A 16,532-nucleotide genomic window follows, 5' to 3' on the forward strand; every position below is an offset into this window, starting at 1 on the left:
TTATATAAAATTTAATGAGCACTCCAATAACCAACGAGACACAACTTGATTAGCTAAATCGCGTAACATAATTGTGTCGAATCCATTAAGTTGTATTAGTAATTTTTGTTCTACGTTATTTATCTGCTCTTTAATGAAGAGTTTTTTATCTGGAATAGAACCAAGTGAATCAAATGTAACTTCTTCTTCTAGTTGTGCAATAATTCTTTTAAAACGTTCATAGTCTCTTGGATGTTTGACTCTAAGAAAATCTAAAGTTTTCTTTCCTTTTAAATATCTATCTATTGAAATATTAGTAGCAGTTAAAACACTTTTCTCTAATTCTGTAATATCCGAAAAATCTTTTTGATAAACCTTTGTGTATTTACGTTTAGCGTTATCTACATATTTATTTTTGCTGGAAATCAATTCTTTTTTTTCTTTGGTATCAATGGAAGGGTCGAATCGAATCCCATCATTTGTGAATTTAAAATATTGAACGTAATCCTCTGCATCGTGGATAATTATTTTAAAATCATTATCTACAATCTCAAGATTTTTATTTAAAACTTCCTTTTCTTTTGTTCTACAATGAGAGAATATATTCTTATCAGCATTTTTAGGAGTAACTAAATACCATTCCTTGATTTTCGTATCACCCAATACTTTCTTTAGTTCGGAGCAATTTTTATCAAGTTTCTTTATATCATTTGTTATTTTTCCTCTTAGTGCTTTATATAATTCTTGTCCACTAATATCATTTTCTGGACAATAACACTGAAAAGCCTTACCTGAATTAAGAGTGAATCCTTCGATACCTAAATCACCATTTGCATCTGGCATTTTTTGATAATTTTCTTTCTTGTAAGAAATTTTAAAAGCCAGTTGACAAGTTTCCTCCCAAGTGTCTGGATTGAACTCACCGTAATTCGTTTTAAACATAGAATTGAATTCTTTTATATCTTTTTAACCTGGGAAAATATTTAAGGAATAGAAATTTTAAATTAATAGCGTCAATAATTATCCCAACCTATCCACCTATCCATTCCCTCCTGATACTGTAAATATCCTTCCAAGGCCACTACGTCATTATCTCGCTCTACTTTGAATTCTAATGGCTGGTTGTATATGTGACCGGCTTTCCAGGCTTTAAAACAGTCATGAAGGGCTTTTATGTCTTTATCTTCGGTCAAGTCCATATCAAGTGAGTATAATTGCTGTATCAATGGGATAATCTCTAATGCTGTACCGTTGTCGTAATGTATTAATGGCGAAAGTCTTAGTATATTATCCTGTGAATCCCGACCCGTAGTGGCTTTTAGGAACATCATTGCAATATAATTGGCCGTGTCTGGTGGTTGGTATAGGATGGTTTTGGCCTGATTGAGGACGGTATCTTTAAAGAAATTAAATTGTGAGGTCAATTTACCCAGGGCCCATTTCTTCCTCCTGAACCTAACCGCTGTTTGTTTCCTTTCCCAAAATTTTTTTTTGGTGTCGGCTGACATTAAAGAATTGCTGGTGCCGAGTGATACTACCCTAATATCCTTAAAATCTATCCCGAGCTTAAAGGCTTCTATGATTCCTGCTAAAACAGGATTATTGAAGCCGCCCAAAGCTCCATCCCAAAGTTCAAAGAAAATATCGCTTTTCTTAGCTTTAAAGCGCACAGGGAAATCGAAGTATTGTACCGGAGCATTAGAAGAGCCGTTGATGGCTTCCGTTAACTTAATCGAATCAAATTCCTTTTTGTTTGCACCGTACGACTTAAAGAATTTTGCGCGGTTGTTTAAGGCATCGTAGGTGCAGACCACAATTTTAAGGGACTCCTTACCTATCTTTGCCGGAATTTCGGTCATTTGTACCTCATGGATGTTTGGGAATAAATTTATAAAAGCTTCCTTTTTCTTTTTGCTACTGTATTTAGGCCCAAAGGGTATTCCTAATGCTCGTAAATAATCTATTGGAAAATATCTATCTTTAAAGCTATTCTTGTAGAATATACTTTCCCTGTTTGCCTTAACCTGAAATAAGTCCATCGCCTCATCCAGGGAATAATTTTCTGCCAGAGCAGCCAGGACAATGCTCCCGCCTGAGTTAGCAATGACCAGATCATACTTCTTAAGAATCTCGTGACCTGAGAGATTTCCATAGCGGTCTTTCAACGTAAGTAATTGGATAAGGGCCCAACTTCCACCGCCGTCAAGAGAAAGGATTTTATACATATTAAAGCGTTAAATTTTTCTATGGTCTTAATTTTTAAACTTCTTAAAAGTATAAACTTGTTGAGGATCAATGGTTAAAATTGACAGTTATATTTTAACAAAGTTGTTAACATTTGATGGGAAATTGGATAATCTACTTTGCTAAAATCAGTTATCAATCGGCATTAAATTAACTATTGACGGGGAATTTGAGATAAAAAATAGAAAATAATTGATCGGTTGAGAATAATGCTTTTGTAAAAATTATTGCGTTAGAATATATAAAGAATCTATTTTCTCCATTTCCGTCGATTCCTAAAAAGGCTCTACAGCAATTCCAGGAGCTAACTGCTCAAAAGGAATACTTCGTTTGGCATACGGTAATGTGATTTCTTTATAAATAAATGAATAGTAAAAACCAATGTTGGCCGCATCTGCCTGGCTACTTTTATAGTAAACTTTATCGTTTATGGTCAAGGATATAACCCCCAAAAGAAATCGTGCAGCCGTTAAGTTACAACGAATATAAGTTTCCTTAGGATTCTGAAGAGCAGTACCTTTCGCATTTACTCAATACCTATCAAAAAATAGCTCTAAAATTTTAAAAACTCACCCACTCCCCTAACCCTCCAAATCCAACATCAATTACCTATTTATCAAAAAACAACCCTCCCCCCACATTACAAAAAAATTAACCTTTAAATCCCCATAAATCCCACCTTCCTAAAGTACTTTTGCCGCCTTAAAATAATTATCCAGAATCTCATACGGGAGATAGCAACCTGCAGTAACGAGCAAGGTGCTACAATAGATACGCCAATTACCTGGAAACCTTGTTAACCACAGTGCTTTGTAATTTTTGCTATTTCCATTTTTGAGCATATAAAAAGCAATGGCACAAACGCAGCAGCAAACCCCAAAATTCTCGGCACTACTCCCCCTATTCGTTTTTGTGGGCATCTTCCTGGGCGTGGGCATCTATCAAAACGACTTTTACGCGCTTCCTGCACCCATCGCGGTTATCGCGGGGATCGTGGTCGCGTTTATACAATTCAGGCAGCCCATAAATACTAAGATAGACACGCTTTTAAAAGGCTGTGGGGATGATAAAATCCTGACCATGTGCCTTATTTATCTGCTTGCGGGTGCTTTTGCCGCGATTACAAACGCGACCGGCAGCGTAGATGCGATCGTAAATATGGGGCTGGATTATATTGCGTTGCAATATATTTATGTGGGTATTTTTGTGATTGCGGGATTCCTATCGGTTTCCACGGGGACGTCTGTGGGTGCGATCGTTGCCCTGGCGCCCATTGTGGTGAGTTTTGCGGCAAACAGCAGTGCAGAGTTGGCTATACTTTGCGGGGCGCTTTTGGGCGGTAGTATGTTTGGGGATAACTTATCGGTAATCTCCGATACGACCATTGCGGCGACCCAGTCGCTGGGGACTAAAATGAGTGATAAATTTCGGCAAAACATTAAAATCGCCATTCCCGCTGCGCTGGGTACGATCGCTATTTTGGTTTTTCAGGGAGTTGATCTTAACGCGACCACTGCCATGAATTACGAGTATGACGTACTTAAAATTATACCCTATGTTCTGGTGATCGTTCTTTCTATAATTGGTCTCAATGTGTTTATCACGCTTTTTCTGGGCGTGCTTGCCGCAGCGCTCTTGGGAATTGTTTATGGGGATTTTACGCTGCTGGAATCTACCAAGATTGCCTACGAGGGCTTTACCAATATGACCGAAATTTTTCTACTTTCCCTGCTAACCGGCGGACTCGCAGCGCTGGTAGCCAGTAATGGTGGGATTGAATTTATACTCGTAAACATCAAGAAACTGATCAAAAATAAGAAAACGGCAGAGCTGGGCGTTGCCAGCCTGGTAAGCAGCATCAACATGGCGATCGCAAACAACACGGTTTCCATTATTATTGCCGGGCCTATTGCCAAAACCATCAATGACGAGTATAGCCTGGACAATAAGAAAACGGCTTCTATTTTAGATGTTTTTGCCTGTATCACTCAGGGATTGTTGCCGTATGGCGCGCAGGTGCTGATGATCTTAAGTTTCTCAAACGGAACGATAGATTACGTGGACCTGGTTTCCAATACCTGGTATTTACTCTTATTATTGATCTATACGATACTCTTTATCCTATTGAATCCCATGCGTAAAGCGAAAGCGTAACGGATTTAATTATGGAAACCTTTTTATATGCTGATTTTAATTGAAATATGTTTCTAATCTAGAGGTTCTTTTCGTTCAACATTTATATGCTAAAAGTTGTCCAACCAGTTTCCGCAGAAAAAAAAGTCAAAACACTAATAATACATTCTAAAATCCAACAGTTTACAGGCCGTAAAGTGTTTCTGATGCAACTCCTCTACCACATTAAAGAGATCATCATCTTCATTAAACAGGTTAAAGAAGACCTTATCCAGGTTGGAACTGCTCAAACCGTCATAGGCATATCCATAACCAGAAACAGCCTTTGCATTGGTAATATCGAGGAAATACTGCGCTTCTTCTTCATCCAGATCCAGCACTTTGGCATTGGAAAAGTGAACGATTTTCCCTCTCAACTTTCCTTCAAACAGCTCGGCAATTTCCTGAAAACTGTAGTAGTAGTCATTTAAACAAATACTGTTGGCTTCCCCGGTCATTACAAGGTAAATAATCTCGTATTCCTTAAAATAATGATCGTCCATGATCAGGGTATTTAAGCTCGCTTCCATGCCCTCAATGGTATCGCAGGTTTGATAAATGCTCGCCACACCGTACTGAAGCGCCAGTGCTTCCAGGCTTTTTTGAACTTCGGTAATTTGGATTGTATCTACATCAGCAACCCCTTCCAGGCAATAAATGAATTTATCAGGATCTAAATCGTGTTTTTGGGGTACTTGCGTTCTTTTTTCTAGCACTTTTAAAATTTTTATTGGCACCGCCAAAGGGTATAATTCCCCGAGGCTTGTCTCGAAATTGAAAACTTGTTCCTAACAAAGGTCTCGAGGTCTTGCCCCGAGGTTGTTTAATGGAATACCCGCAAAGTTAAAATTTTGCGGTATTCTTTTTAAGCAACACTAGGATTAGCTGCCTAATTTAAAATACTTTTTGGCTGCCGTGAGTCTTCGGGAACCGAATGCTTTCTAAATCAAAACAGGTAACCTACTAAAAGCGAATAGAATAAAATCAAGCCCTTCAAATTGTGAATATCTATCCAGATTTTTTGGGATTTCCGCGCTGCCTATCCCCTATTTTTGAATTCCTAAAATCAAAAATTATGAGCGCAACCTGGTATGAATGTAAGGTAAAATATAGAAAACTGGATGAAGCGTCTGGTACTCAAAAGGTAAAAACCGAACCCTTTCTGGTGGATGCGATTTCCTATACGGAAGCAGAAAGCAGGATCACCGAAGAAATGACCGCATACCTTAAAGAGGGCGAGGAAATCTATATTACCAATATCAAAATAGCCAACTATGCCGAAATTCACCCATTTGAAAATGCTGATAGGTGGTTTAAGGCCAAAGTTGCGCTGATCGCCCTTGATGAAAACAGCGGAAAAGAACGCAAAACCAACATCTACCTGCTCGTACAGGCCAATGATGTGAAAGAAGCTTACGAAAACACGGAAACCATGATGAAGGACACTATGGGAGAATACAGCATACCGGCCATTTCAGAATCGCCCATTATGGATGTTTTCCCTTATTTCTCTGGCGACGAAGATGAATCTGAAAAACTCGAGGAATTCCTAAAAATCAAAGAATCGGTTCCCAGCTACGCTACAGATAATGAAGCTTTGGCGATGGAAGATTCCCTTACCGTTGATGCGGAATAATTTTCTTCCGAATAGATAACTGCAAAGCGGGTTTAAAACGCTAATTCCGGTTTAACTCTATTGGAAAAAAAGCTTAAAAAACCGCTTAAAATCGGTAGAAAAGCATCAAAAACCGACTGTTTTAGTCGGTTTTTTGGTTGTTTTCACGGTTTTTATATTCCGTCTAAAAAATACATTGAAAAATAAGTTAAACCATTCATTTATTGGGATTTAATCAATTCTCTAGTTGCGGGTGCGCTGCTGAAACACGTTCAGCATGACGAGAAACGCCTTTTTCGATAAACTGCGCGCTATCAATTCCGCATTCTTTTAGTTTCCCAAAAAACGTCAAGATGGCGATTTTACGCCCTGAAAATTGGTCAAAAAAACCACTAAAATTGTCTAAAAACGGACTGTTTTAGTCGGTTTTTGATGCGTAAAACGAGGTTCCTATAAGTGAAATATAGATAGTACCTTTACATCTGATATTTATACCGGCGATAAGCCGTCACTTCAATACAACTTATGCCCTTTAAAAAATTACACCCGCAGTTACAGGAACTACTTGCCGAACAGGAAATAGACACGCCCACCCCGTTGCAGCGCAAGGCGATCCCGGTCATTAAAAGCGGCGCCAATGTGTACTGCACGGCACCGGCGGCAAGTGGAAAAACCACTACCATGCTGCTTACCACGCTGCACGAACTCAATTGCGAGGCGGTGGGCGAAGCACCCAGGGCCATTGTACTGGTAGAGAACAAAGAAAAAGCGCTTGAGCTGTACGACACATTTTTACGCTATACCCGGCACACATCGCTACGCGTGTATGTGGGCTATGAACGTTTGCATGTGGATATCCAGAAATCTGAGATTTTTATGGGTATTGATATTTTGATTTCCACCCCAAAAGCGCTGAACAAACTTTTATTGGCAAACGGAATGGCTGTTTCCGAAGTAAAAATTTTTAGTGTGGACGATGCGGAATTCCTAACCAAACGCGACGTTTTTGCCGCCATGCTGTCGATTACCCAGCGCATCAAAAAAAGCCAGTATGTCCTTTACACCGAAGAAATGCACCCCATGCTGAAGCGTTTCAAAACCCATTTTATGGAATTTTCAAAAACGGTAAAGGTTTAGGCGTATTTAAAGAATAGCCTAGTTCGTATCAAACGAATAATAAACTTGAGCAGGACGAAAAAAATTTTAGGTCAGATTTTATGATGATACCCAAACTGCATTACCGGTCGCAGGGAAATTCCCCGGCAGAACATCTGGAAAACATTCAGAAGGCCTGTACTTCGGGTATTGAACTCGTTCGCCTGGACCTGCCGGAACGTTCCGAAAAGAAAGTTCTTAAAATCGCCCGGAAAGCACGGGAAATCACCGCGCATTTTCAGACCCGTTTACTTATTGATACGCATTACAAAGTAGCCAAAGAGATAAAGGCCGATGGCGTGCACCTTTCCTCAAAGTCGGTCTCCCCTGCCCTGGTTCGTAAACATTTATATCCCTGGCAAATGCTGGGCGCCACCGCACATACGCTTGAAGAATGCGAACTTCTGCTTGCGGAAGAAGTGGATTATATCAGTTTAGGTCCGTACCGGAATTCAGCAACCCAAAAAAGCGATCTCACGGAACTGGGAATTGCCGGCTATACACTTATAACGGAAGCCCTGAATACCGAAACGCCCCTACTTGCTTTTGGTGGCATTACTACAGAAGATGTAAAAGAACTTCTCGCGGCCGGTGTTTCCGGGATTGTGGTGGGTGATGCCATTACAAAAGACTTTAATTCCATACGCACCTTTAATCAACTCCTAAACGCTTCGGTCACCGAAGAGCAGCGCCATAGTTTTGAGTAGAAAGATCAAACAAACTTTCCGCAGGGGTTACCATTAAGGAAACATTTCAGTGCGATGAAAAAGAATCCTTCCATAATATTATCGAGCATTTTATCTGATTGAACCGCAACATAGCGATATCAAGTCGCTAAGCACGGGCAATTCCTATAATCTGAAATACTTTAATAATATACTGACCTTAAGTTAGTTAATGTAAGTCTTAAAGCATATTTCTTTCTACACAGTTAAGTGTTTCTTAAAAATGAATGAACATTCATTTTTATTGTATCTTTGTCCTTCAGAATTACTTGATGGCAGCACTTCAAAAAAGCATTGACAAACGTAACGCACTTATTCAGGCGACCATTGCATTGGTTAATAATAATGGTTTTCATGCAACACCCATGAGTAAAATCGCTAAAATGGCAAGTGTCTCCCCGGCTACCATTTACTTATATTTTGAAAACAAACAGGATCTTGTAAACCAGACCTATATTGAAGTAAAAGAAATATTTACACAATATGCGTTTGCGACCTATCATGCCGATATGCCGGTGGAAGAAGGATTTAAATTGATATGGAAATGCATTTCAGACTTTACACTTAATGATTGTAAACATGCGCTTTTTTTAGCGCAATGCGATAATACGCCTATAATTGATGAGGCGAGCAGAGATAAAGGCATAAAGCATTTACAACCCCTACTCGACTTATGGGATCGTGGTAAGCAGGAAGGAATTATAAAGCCGGTCTCTAATTATTTACTCTATGCCTATGCGATCAATCCCTTATCATTTTTGATGATTTCACAAAAGCGCGGCTCCTGCGTTATGCATAAAGCGCATCTGGAAGAAGCCTATGATGCGGCCTGGAGCAGTATTAAATGCAATAAATAAGAACAAATAAATATCAAAATTGAATATATGGAATTATTAGATAAATTAAACTGGAGATATGCGGCAAAGGCCATGAATGGCGAGACCGTATCAGAAGATAAAGTGGAGCGCATCCTTGAAGCGGCGCGCCTCGCCCCTACTTCAAGCGGACTCCAGCCTTTTGAGATTTTCGTGATCAAAAATCAGGAGATCAAAGAGAAAATCAAACCTGTGGCCTGGAACCAGTCCGTAATAACAGATTGTTCCCACCTGCTTGTTTTTGCGGCCTGGGATACGTATACCGCAGAGCGTATCAACTATATGTTTGACCTTACAAATGAAATACGTGGCTTTAAAAACGAGGGCTGGGAAAATTACCGCCAGCAGTTGCTTAGTTCCTATCCACAAAAAGATGAGGAAGTAAACTTCAATCATGCTGCCAAGCAGGCCTATATCGCGTTTTCACAAGCTATCACGGCAGCCGCGTATGAAGAAGTGGATGCCACGCCCATAGAAGGTTTTGATCCTGAAGCGGTAGATAAGATACTGGGGCTTCGTGAAAAAGGACTGCGCAGCGCGGTCTTGTTGCCTTTGGGGTACAGAAAAGAAGAGAATGACTGGTTGGCAAAACTGGTCAAGGTCAGAAAACCTATGGAAGAATTAGTGACCGTAATCAACTAACTAAAAAATTTAGTTGCCGTTGCTATTAAACAACAATGGCTTAAATAATAGTAAATAGCTCAAAAAGCCTAAGAAAGAGCCTTTTTTACTTGATAATGGATCATAAATACCTATAAATGAGCATTATAATCCAATAAGTACAAACTTAAATTGACGAACATGAAAATATTATTTGTATTAACATCGCATGACCAACTGGGAGATACCGGTAAAAAAACCGGATTCTGGATTGAAGAATTCGCCGCTCCCTATTACACTTTGCTTGATAAAGGCGCTGAAATTACCGTGGCCACCCCTCAAGGCGGTGCGGCCCCTGTTGACCCCATGAGCGATTCTGAAGATAACAGTACAGAAGATACCAAGCGGTACAAAAAAGATGAGGAAGCGCAACAAAAGATAAAGCATACATTAGTGCTGGGTGATCTTATCGCAGACGATTATGACGCTGTATTTTATCCTGGTGGGCACGGACCTCTATGGGATCTGGCCAATGACAAGAAATCCATTGCCTTGATAGAAAAATTCAATAAACAGGAAAAACCTATCGCTTTTGTTTGCCACGCTCCCGCTGCGTTAAAAAATGTGAAGACCGAAAATGGCGGACCACTTGTTAACGGTAAAAAAGTTACCGGTTTTACAAATTCTGAAGAAGAAGCGGTAGGCCTTACGGATATTGTTCCGTTTTTAGTAGAAGATATGCTCAAATCAAACGGTGGCGATTATTCGAAGACCGAAGATTGGGGCGTACATGTTGTTGAAGATGGCAATCTGATCACCGGTCAGAACCCAGCGTCTTCAAAACAAGTCGCAGAAAAATTGCTTGAAGCCCTAAAATAATAAGGAACGTTTTATTTATTGGTTAGCGCTTATCGGCAATTTGCCGGTAAGCGCTTTTTTGTATTTAATACATTATTCTATATTTAAAACTTATTCAAGGAGAATATTATAATTTGAATCCCATGTTTTATTTGCACGTCTAGAAACCAGTGTTAAATGCGTTACTTCAAAAGTTTTAATGTATTTTTTCTGCTGAAAATAAGCAAGGCTTTCCTGTAGCATTTTTGTTCCGGTGGTTTTAGAAATAGTGATATGAGCTGTTGTAGAAATGTTTATGGAAGATAACTTTCTGTGTAGTTCCCGTATCCATACAATTTTTAAAATTTGGCGAAGATGTTCCATCTCCTGAGAACGTTGAATGTTTAGGATTAACGTCTTCGAAGTATTTTCAAATATTCCAAAATCATTTATTTTTAATGGAAAGCATTTAGTATCTGATAATTGATGTAATGCGTTCAGCAGGAACTTTTCATACTCCATATCCATTTTAAACGCGGCAATCGTACAATGTGGTTTTGATCTGGAAAGTATTTGTCTTCCAAAAACGGTTTCAAATTGCTTTTTAAACGCAACTATTTCTGTAAAAACAGGTTCTGTCGGAACAATACGCAAGTTGTAAATTCTGATTTCAGCCATATCTAAAGTTATGCATTTTTACAACCTAATACACGTAGTTCGGCAATAACGGAGGTTTCAATTAATTTTTAACAATTAGTCTAAAAACACAAAAAAACCGACTAAAATAGCCGGTTTTTGAGCCTGTTTAGCTGTTTTTTACCACGGACTAATATGTGGTGCTTCTTCGATTTCATGGCTAAAATACGTTCCATTTGCACCGTCTTCAGGAAGATCAATATGCTCAAATAAAAAGTGTGCAGATTCTTCCACTGAAAAGGGCCCGCCGTGATTATTAAAGTCGGTCGCCGTATAACCGGGATCGATTACATTCACTTTAAAGTTTTCATCTTTCAGTTCGTAGGCCAGCACAATGCTGTACGCGTTGAGTGCCGATTTTGAAGGGCCGTATGCAGCGGTTTTTACCTCATTGTGTTCCCAATTGGGATCTGCCTGTAGGGTAAGCGAACCCAGACCGGAAGTGATATTGCCAATACGCGGCTGGTCAGATTTCCTTAAAAGCTCCAGGAAAGCCTGGGTTACATTGATGACGCCAAAAAAATTGGTGTCAAAAACCTCTTGCATGGTTTCAGGTTTTACGCTAACCGCTTTTTGATCGTAACCTCCCAGAATACCGGCATTATTTACCAGAATATCCAGTTTTCCGAATTTTTCAGAAACCGTTTTAACAGCCGTTTTTATAGAATTTAAATCGGTTACATCTAGTTGTACAAGAGCTACCTGATCTAAACCCTCACTTTTAAGGGTTTCAACAGCTTCTGCTCCACGTTCCTTTGAACGACTTCCCAGAAATACATAATAGTCGTTTTTAAGCATAATCCTGGCCAATTCAAAACCTAAACTTTTATTGGCCCCTGTTATCAATACTGATCTCATAATTTATTTTTAATGTTTGACACAAAGATAGCAACCTACCCTAGGTGAATAATGGAAGACTTTAAGGGATTAATGGTACATTTTCCGTATATGCTTTTTATAGGCCATTGGCGTAAATGCCGTATGTCTTTTAAAAAAGCGGTTAAAATACGATGCATCTTCAAAACCTAAACTAAAAGCAATCTCTTTCATAGATTCTTCCGTAAAATAAATAAGACGCTTGGCTTCAAGTACAATACGCTCTTGAATATGAGCAATTGCAGATTTACCACTTTGCTGTTTTACCGTATCGCCCAGATAGCCGGCAGAAATATTAAGATGCGCTGCGTAATGGGAAACCTCATGTTGCTCTCTGTACTTTTTATTAACCAAATCTAGAAATGTATGCAATACCAAAGATTCTGCCTGTTCTTTCAAATCATCATATTGTTCTGCATATAACCTACTACAATAAATAAGAAAAATACTTACATACGAATGTAACATACTGTGCTGCCAATCTTTTTGACTTTGATATTCTGTATTTATATTTTCAAGAATTTCTTCAAGGAATTTAAAATCCGCCTCCTTTAAATGAAGCATATGGCCGCGGTGCGGATTCTGGATAATAGGTAGGTCTTTTAAATGTTGCGTATCAAGAGACAAAAACTCTTTGGTAAAATTCATATTAAAAACATGTAGCGCACAACTTTCTTCCTTTAACTGAATTTGGGATGGTTCTGTAAAATATAATTTGTGCTTTTGTAATTGATAAGGCTTCATATCAATCCAGTGCCGGCTAAATTCATCAACATCCAGAATTAAGGCAAAGAAATAATAATCCTTTCTATGCGGAATCAAAAAATCTGAAGAAACAAGTTTTTCAATACTGTTATTTTTATGGATGCTGAAGATGTTATTACTCTTTTCAGGATCCGTTTTTAAAGTATAGTTGACAATTTTACGTTCTATATTGTATTCCATATTTTCTTTAAATTCTTACGCCTGATTAAATTTAAGATAGCATTTTTTAAAAATAAGGGTTTAATGAAAAAATCTGTGTCTGTTATTTACATTATAAAACTACCCGTTCCTACTTCTAAAATGGACTAAACGAGGGCCAGAATCTCAAAAGTTTTTTTATTGTTATATAAACTTGGATTTCAATCAATTTGCTTATTTTTAAATACCATCAAACCAAAAAACTATGAGCACGAGAAGGGATTTCCTAGAGAAGATTACGATTTCAGCCATTGGCTTACCTCTAATATACAATTCAACCAACTTATTTGCAGCAGCCACCCTCCATGAGGAGGGTGAAATCTTAAACGTCGCTATCCTGGGACTTGGTAGTTATGGAGAACGTGTTGCAGATGCCATGCAAGATTGTAAGCGGGCCAAGCTAGTGGGACTTATAAGTGGTACCCCGTCAAAACTGACCGAATGGGGCGCGAAATACAATATTCCGGAGAAAAATCGCTACAATTACGAGACATATGATCAAATCAAAGACAATCCTGATATTGATGCTGTGTATATCATAACGCCTAATGCATTGCACAAAGAAGCCGCATTGCGCGTTGCGAAAGCCAGCAAACATGTGATCTCAGAAAAGCCAATGGGCCTCAATGCCGAAGAAGGTCAGGCGATGATAGATGCCTGTAAAGCTGCCGGGGTACATTTACTCGTGGGTTACCGTCTCCATTTTGAGCCTAAAACGGTTGCGGTCATAAAAATGAGACAGGAGGGTGCCTTTGGGAAACTTAACTTTTTTCAGGGACAGACTGGTTTTGATATTGGCGATCCCACCCAGTGGCGCCTGGATAAAGACCTTGCCGGTGGCGGATCCTTGATGGATATAGGAATTTACTCGATCAATGGAGCGCGCTATATAACTGGTGAAGAACCTATCTGGGTCACCGCCCAGGAAACCAAAACAGAGCCGGAAAAATTTAAGGAAGGGGTAGATGAAACCATTCAGTTTCAATTGGGTTTCCCCAGTGGCATCGTGGCCTCTTGTCTTTCAACATACAACATGCGCTATTTAGACCGTTTTTACCTTGCCGGTGATGAAGGTTTTGCCGAAATGCAGCCCTCTACCGGTTACGGTCCTATAGAGGGTCGCACCCACAAAGGCAAACTGACTCAGCCTCATACTACCCACCAGACCTTACAAATGGACGGTATGGCAAGAATTATCTATGATAATGAGCAACCTATAGTTCCGGTTGATGGTGAGGAAGGCCTCAAGGATTTAAAAATCATTGATGCGATTTATAAAGCGGTGGAAACAGGCGAAAAAGTGGAGCTTTAGCCCTCAAAACTCCAGATTTTGATACAAAAAAGGCAGATAACGTGATTGTTATCTGCCTTTTCGCTTAAGTAAAATACTTGTGTATTATAATTGCTGTTTTACTTCCTGAAAATTTAAACTTCTAAGGTTGCCCCTATTTCCACAAGATGAAGTTGCTTGTTAGCTTTCTTGAATTTTTCCTTCACTTCCTTATGATCAATTTCTATAAAGGGCAGCGCATCGTAATGTACTCCCATAACACGATCGCATTGTACAAAATCACTTGCTATAATCGCGTCATCTGCTCCCATGGTCACAATATCGCCTATAGGTAAAATGGCAAGATCTATTTTTGCCCATTTAGGGATAAGCTGCATGTCCATTGTCAATGCGGTGTCACCGGCAACGTAGATGTTTTTTTCACCCATAAATATAAAGCCGCTGGCAATCCCGCCATAACTTCCGTCAGGGAAACTGCTGGTATGAATGGCATTTACACATTTTACTTTTCCAAATTCAAACTCCCGCTGGCCGCCAGGGTTGAGTGGCATCGCCTTTAGGTCCTTGTCTGTATAATGCTGGTAAATCTCAAAATTTGCCACAATGGTCGCCCCTGTATTTTTTGCGATCGCCTCAGCATCGAGGGTATGATCAAAATGCGCATGGGTAAGGAAGATATAATCCGCCTCCAGCTGCATGATATCTATCTTATCTTTTGAGAGTTCGTTCTGGGTGATAAAAGGATCAACAAGTATTTTCTTCCCTCCCATTTCAAGGGTGAAACTGTTTTGTCCGTAATAAGTAATTTTCATAGTTTTTTATATTTCCACGAGTTTAAGGATTTAAGCTGATCTTCACTGTTAATGGACTATCAAAAAATGGAAAGGCCAAACCCTAAATGGAATAATTATAACTGTTTACAACTACTTACCCCTCCAATGTTTCCGAAGGGATAAATTCAGGTCCGTTCAATATGTCAATCGCTGCTTCGGCCAGCTCTGGAGTAAGGCCAAGTGTGGCACTGGTCTGTACCAGCCTGGGCCGCAAGGATAAAGGCAAACTGTTCAATACTTTGTCATCGTCAATTATGACAAAACGTTTTTGCGTAGAATTTTGTGACAACCACCGCAGTACTTCCTCTTTTCTGTTTAAGCGGGTATCGTTAGGGGCCAACTTTTGAATGGCCAATTCTGAAAAACCGCGTACCGCAAACATTTGTTCCCATTGTGCAATGGTGTAGTTGTCCTTATGCGAAGTGGTAAGCACGATGCCTGCGGCTGTTTCGCTTAAAATTTGCTGCAGGCTTTTTGCCGCCCGTGGACTGAATTTCGGAAAACCGTCCGACTCAAATTCAGGTCGTTTCCAGGTGCTTGCAGGAACCATTACGCCGTCTATATCCAGTAAAATTACCATGATTTTAAGCTATGGGTTTGCACTATTCTGTTTTGATTATTTTTTGACATCGGTGGCTTTAAAATGTTCAACTTCTGCAGTGGTGTCCCAGTCCATGGTTTCTATGATCACTTCTTCCCAGGGATAATCTATGGCAGATCTCGCGATTTTCCATTCGGCTGTGCCTAAAGTAATATTGGTAAGGGCGGCACTCACATAGCGATGGTGACCATCTACAATACGATTGTCTTTAATATGTATCTCATCAAACTTCACGCCCGCTTTCATTTTAGCGCAAAGCCGTTGTAAAATGGGCAAACTCAGCTTTTCCTGTGTGGCAATAAGTTGCAAATTTCCTGAATTAAGTAGGTTTTCTATTGTTTTAAGGTCGATAATGGGCATTTTAAGATGATTTATATTGCTTATTTTTTAAATGAACTAAAATCTTGTTTATCACTACGGAACTAATTCCCGCCAAGATTCAGCTAGTTTGGGAAAGATAAAACAGCACCCAACTAAAGGCAGTTTTACTAAAAGTTATACCTATTGTCAAAAATGACCGAAACTAGCGGAAAATAGCCTAAAAAAGGCTAAAAATCGCTCATTACTATTAAATTTTTACTAAAACATATTCATCCTTATTAGAATATCACAACCTTTGATACTCATTTTAAAAAACAAAATTATGGCATCCAAGAACACAAAAACAGGATTATTAGCCTTGTTAGGTATTGCAGCAGGAAGCGTGGCTGCCTGGTGGGTATATAACAATGCAAGCCCAGAAGAAAAAGCACGTATCAAAAGTAAAATAAACGAAGCGGGCAACAAGATGAAAGATGCTTATGCCAGTGCGGAAGATGCAGTTGTTGAAAATTACGATAAAGCTAAAAATACTGTGGAGCGCGAAGCGCAAAAGGTTAATAGCTAAGCAGTATATACTACTTTGGCAGTCTCAGCCTGCCAGTAGAATACTAAAAACCTGTTTATGGATGCAAGACGCATCTGTAAACAGGTTTTTTTCATTTTCGTTTGATTGTTATTTTTCTGAACCTACTCAAAACCTTTTCAGTTTTTGAAGGCATGAAAACAATCCAGATATCGTACATTTAAAT

At 39.3% G+C, this 16,532-nt stretch carries 18 protein-coding genes and 1 riboswitch; of the genes, 9 read left to right on the top strand and 9 right to left on the bottom strand.

Annotated elements, in window-relative coordinates; all coding sequences use genetic code 11:
* Both P162_RS16640 and P162_RS16645 read right to left on the bottom strand, forming a co-directional pair.
* The gene (locus P162_RS16640) at window positions 1-921 is read right to left on the bottom strand and encodes a hypothetical protein (RefSeq protein WP_051908128.1); all 921 of its coding nucleotides are present in this window, start codon (window positions 919-921) and stop codon (window positions 1-3) included.
* Window positions 922-992: 71 nt separating this feature from the next.
* Window positions 993-2,204, bottom strand: coding sequence for a patatin-like phospholipase family protein (locus P162_RS16645; RefSeq protein WP_031429013.1), 1,212 nt, complete (start codon window positions 2,202-2,204; stop codon window positions 993-995).
* A 725-nt stretch (window positions 2,205-2,929) separates the two neighbouring features.
* Window positions 2,930-3,027: riboswitch (SAM-I-IV-variant riboswitch) on the top strand.
* A gap of 48 nt (window positions 3,028-3,075) precedes the next feature.
* Here P162_RS16645 and P162_RS16655 point away from each other — a divergent pair.
* Window positions 3,076-4,377, top strand: coding sequence for a Na+/H+ antiporter NhaC family protein (locus P162_RS16655; RefSeq protein ID WP_031429017.1), 1,302 nt, complete (start codon window positions 3,076-3,078; stop codon window positions 4,375-4,377).
* A 134-nt stretch (window positions 4,378-4,511) separates the two neighbouring features.
* Here the strand turns inward: P162_RS16655 and P162_RS16660 are convergent, their stop codons facing one another.
* The gene (locus tag P162_RS16660; protein WP_031429019.1) at window positions 4,512-5,111 is read right to left on the bottom strand and encodes a DUF6642 family protein; all 600 of its coding nucleotides are present in this window, start codon (window positions 5,109-5,111) and stop codon (window positions 4,512-4,514) included.
* A gap of 359 nt (window positions 5,112-5,470) precedes the next feature.
* On the opposite strand from P162_RS16660, the gene P162_RS16665 reads away from it, so the two are divergent.
* From P162_RS16665 to P162_RS16690, 6 genes are all read left to right on the top strand, one after another.
* A complete protein-coding gene (locus P162_RS16665) occupies window positions 5,471-6,031 on the top strand; it encodes a DUF4494 domain-containing protein (RefSeq protein ID WP_031429020.1) in 561 nt (186 codons plus the stop codon).
* 504 nt (window positions 6,032-6,535) lie between these two features.
* Window positions 6,536-7,147 (top strand): DEAD/DEAH box helicase, encoded by a 612-nt coding sequence (locus P162_RS16670; RefSeq protein ID WP_031429021.1) that lies wholly within the window; start codon window positions 6,536-6,538, stop codon window positions 7,145-7,147.
* Between the two features lie 80 nt (window positions 7,148-7,227).
* A complete protein-coding gene (locus tag P162_RS16675; RefSeq protein ID WP_035917591.1) occupies window positions 7,228-7,872 on the top strand; it encodes a thiamine phosphate synthase in 645 nt (214 codons plus the stop codon).
* Between the two features lie 290 nt (window positions 7,873-8,162).
* Window positions 8,163-8,747: a TetR/AcrR family transcriptional regulator gene (locus tag P162_RS16680; protein ID WP_031429025.1), complete on the top strand. Its 585-nt coding sequence runs from the start codon at window positions 8,163-8,165 to the stop codon at window positions 8,745-8,747.
* 27 nt (window positions 8,748-8,774) lie between these two features.
* A complete protein-coding gene (locus tag P162_RS16685; RefSeq protein WP_031429027.1) occupies window positions 8,775-9,407 on the top strand; it encodes an NAD(P)H-dependent oxidoreductase in 633 nt (210 codons plus the stop codon).
* Window positions 9,408-9,566: 159 nt separating this feature from the next.
* Window positions 9,567-10,244: a type 1 glutamine amidotransferase domain-containing protein gene (locus tag P162_RS16690; RefSeq protein WP_031429029.1), complete on the top strand. Its 678-nt coding sequence runs from the start codon at window positions 9,567-9,569 to the stop codon at window positions 10,242-10,244.
* A 90-nt stretch (window positions 10,245-10,334) separates the two neighbouring features.
* Here the strand turns inward: P162_RS16690 and P162_RS16695 are convergent, their stop codons facing one another.
* The 3 genes from P162_RS16695 to P162_RS16705 form a co-directional block, all read right to left on the bottom strand.
* Window positions 10,335-10,880 carry a 2'-5' RNA ligase family protein gene (locus P162_RS16695; RefSeq protein ID WP_031429031.1) on the bottom strand — a complete coding sequence of 182 codons (546 nt, stop codon included), beginning with the start codon at window positions 10,878-10,880 and terminating at the stop codon, window positions 10,335-10,337.
* Between the two features lie 138 nt (window positions 10,881-11,018).
* The gene (locus P162_RS16700) at window positions 11,019-11,756 is read right to left on the bottom strand and encodes an SDR family oxidoreductase (protein WP_031429033.1); all 738 of its coding nucleotides are present in this window, start codon (window positions 11,754-11,756) and stop codon (window positions 11,019-11,021) included.
* A 69-nt stretch (window positions 11,757-11,825) separates the two neighbouring features.
* Complete coding sequence (locus P162_RS16705; RefSeq protein ID WP_031429035.1) at window positions 11,826-12,719, bottom strand: AraC family transcriptional regulator; 894 nt, start codon at window positions 12,717-12,719, stop codon at window positions 11,826-11,828.
* Between the two features lie 223 nt (window positions 12,720-12,942).
* Between P162_RS16705 and P162_RS16710 the strand changes: the two genes are divergently transcribed.
* Window positions 12,943-14,049 carry a Gfo/Idh/MocA family protein gene (locus P162_RS16710; protein ID WP_031429037.1) on the top strand — a complete coding sequence of 369 codons (1,107 nt, stop codon included), beginning with the start codon at window positions 12,943-12,945 and terminating at the stop codon, window positions 14,047-14,049.
* Window positions 14,050-14,162: 113 nt separating this feature from the next.
* Here P162_RS16710 and P162_RS16715 read toward each other — a convergent pair whose 3' ends face one another.
* The 3 genes from P162_RS16715 to P162_RS16725 form a co-directional block, all read right to left on the bottom strand.
* Window positions 14,163-14,840 carry a metal-dependent hydrolase gene (locus tag P162_RS16715; RefSeq protein ID WP_031429038.1) on the bottom strand — a complete coding sequence of 226 codons (678 nt, stop codon included), beginning with the start codon at window positions 14,838-14,840 and terminating at the stop codon, window positions 14,163-14,165.
* A gap of 115 nt (window positions 14,841-14,955) precedes the next feature.
* Window positions 14,956-15,441 carry an HAD domain-containing protein gene (locus P162_RS16720; RefSeq protein WP_051908129.1) on the bottom strand — a complete coding sequence of 162 codons (486 nt, stop codon included), beginning with the start codon at window positions 15,439-15,441 and terminating at the stop codon, window positions 14,956-14,958.
* Between the two features lie 36 nt (window positions 15,442-15,477).
* Window positions 15,478-15,822 carry a hypothetical protein gene (locus P162_RS16725; RefSeq protein WP_031429043.1) on the bottom strand — a complete coding sequence of 115 codons (345 nt, stop codon included), beginning with the start codon at window positions 15,820-15,822 and terminating at the stop codon, window positions 15,478-15,480.
* Between the two features lie 283 nt (window positions 15,823-16,105).
* Here P162_RS16725 and P162_RS16730 point away from each other — a divergent pair, with 283 nt between their 5' ends.
* Window positions 16,106-16,348 carry a hypothetical protein gene (locus P162_RS16730; RefSeq protein ID WP_031429045.1) on the top strand — a complete coding sequence of 81 codons (243 nt, stop codon included), beginning with the start codon at window positions 16,106-16,108 and terminating at the stop codon, window positions 16,346-16,348.
* Window positions 16,349-16,532: the final 184 nt, after the last annotated feature.

It is taken from the genome of Flavimarina sp. Hel_I_48 (assembly GCF_000733945.1).
Lineage (GTDB): Bacteria > Bacteroidota > Bacteroidia > Flavobacteriales > Flavobacteriaceae > Leeuwenhoekiella.

Excerpts from the sequence above, each read along its gene's own strand:
- P162_RS16710 (WP_031429037.1), top strand. The coding sequence starts at position 12,943 with ATGAGCACGAGAAGGGATTTCCTAGAGAAGATTACGATTTCAGCCATT.
- P162_RS16640 (WP_051908128.1), bottom strand. The coding sequence starts at position 921 with ATGTTTAAAACGAATTACGGTGAGTTCAATCCAGACACTTGGGAGGAA.
- P162_RS16645 (WP_031429013.1), bottom strand. The coding sequence starts at position 2,204 with ATGTATAAAATCCTTTCTCTTGACGGCGGTGGAAGTTGGGCCCTTATC.
- P162_RS16725 (WP_031429043.1), bottom strand. The coding sequence starts at position 15,822 with ATGCCCATTATCGACCTTAAAACAATAGAAAACCTACTTAATTCAGGA.
- P162_RS16705 (WP_031429035.1), bottom strand. The coding sequence starts at position 12,719 with ATGGAATACAATATAGAACGTAAAATTGTCAACTATACTTTAAAAACG.
- P162_RS16670 (WP_031429021.1), top strand. The coding sequence starts at position 6,536 with ATGCCCTTTAAAAAATTACACCCGCAGTTACAGGAACTACTTGCCGAA.
- P162_RS16700 (WP_031429033.1), bottom strand. The coding sequence starts at position 11,756 with ATGAGATCAGTATTGATAACAGGGGCCAATAAAAGTTTAGGTTTTGAA.
- P162_RS16715 (WP_031429038.1), bottom strand. The coding sequence starts at position 14,840 with ATGAAAATTACTTATTACGGACAAAACAGTTTCACCCTTGAAATGGGA.
- P162_RS16730 (WP_031429045.1), top strand. The coding sequence starts at position 16,106 with ATGGCATCCAAGAACACAAAAACAGGATTATTAGCCTTGTTAGGTATT.
- P162_RS16675 (WP_035917591.1), top strand. The coding sequence starts at position 7,228 with ATGATGATACCCAAACTGCATTACCGGTCGCAGGGAAATTCCCCGGCA.
- P162_RS16680 (WP_031429025.1), top strand. The coding sequence starts at position 8,163 with ATGGCAGCACTTCAAAAAAGCATTGACAAACGTAACGCACTTATTCAG.
- P162_RS16690 (WP_031429029.1), top strand. The coding sequence starts at position 9,567 with ATGAAAATATTATTTGTATTAACATCGCATGACCAACTGGGAGATACC.
- P162_RS16720 (WP_051908129.1), bottom strand. The coding sequence starts at position 15,441 with ATGGTAATTTTACTGGATATAGACGGCGTAATGGTTCCTGCAAGCACC.
- P162_RS16695 (WP_031429031.1), bottom strand. The coding sequence starts at position 10,880 with ATGGCTGAAATCAGAATTTACAACTTGCGTATTGTTCCGACAGAACCT.
- P162_RS16665 (WP_031429020.1), top strand. The coding sequence starts at position 5,471 with ATGAGCGCAACCTGGTATGAATGTAAGGTAAAATATAGAAAACTGGAT.
- P162_RS16685 (WP_031429027.1), top strand. The coding sequence starts at position 8,775 with ATGGAATTATTAGATAAATTAAACTGGAGATATGCGGCAAAGGCCATG.
- P162_RS16655 (WP_031429017.1), top strand. The coding sequence starts at position 3,076 with ATGGCACAAACGCAGCAGCAAACCCCAAAATTCTCGGCACTACTCCCC.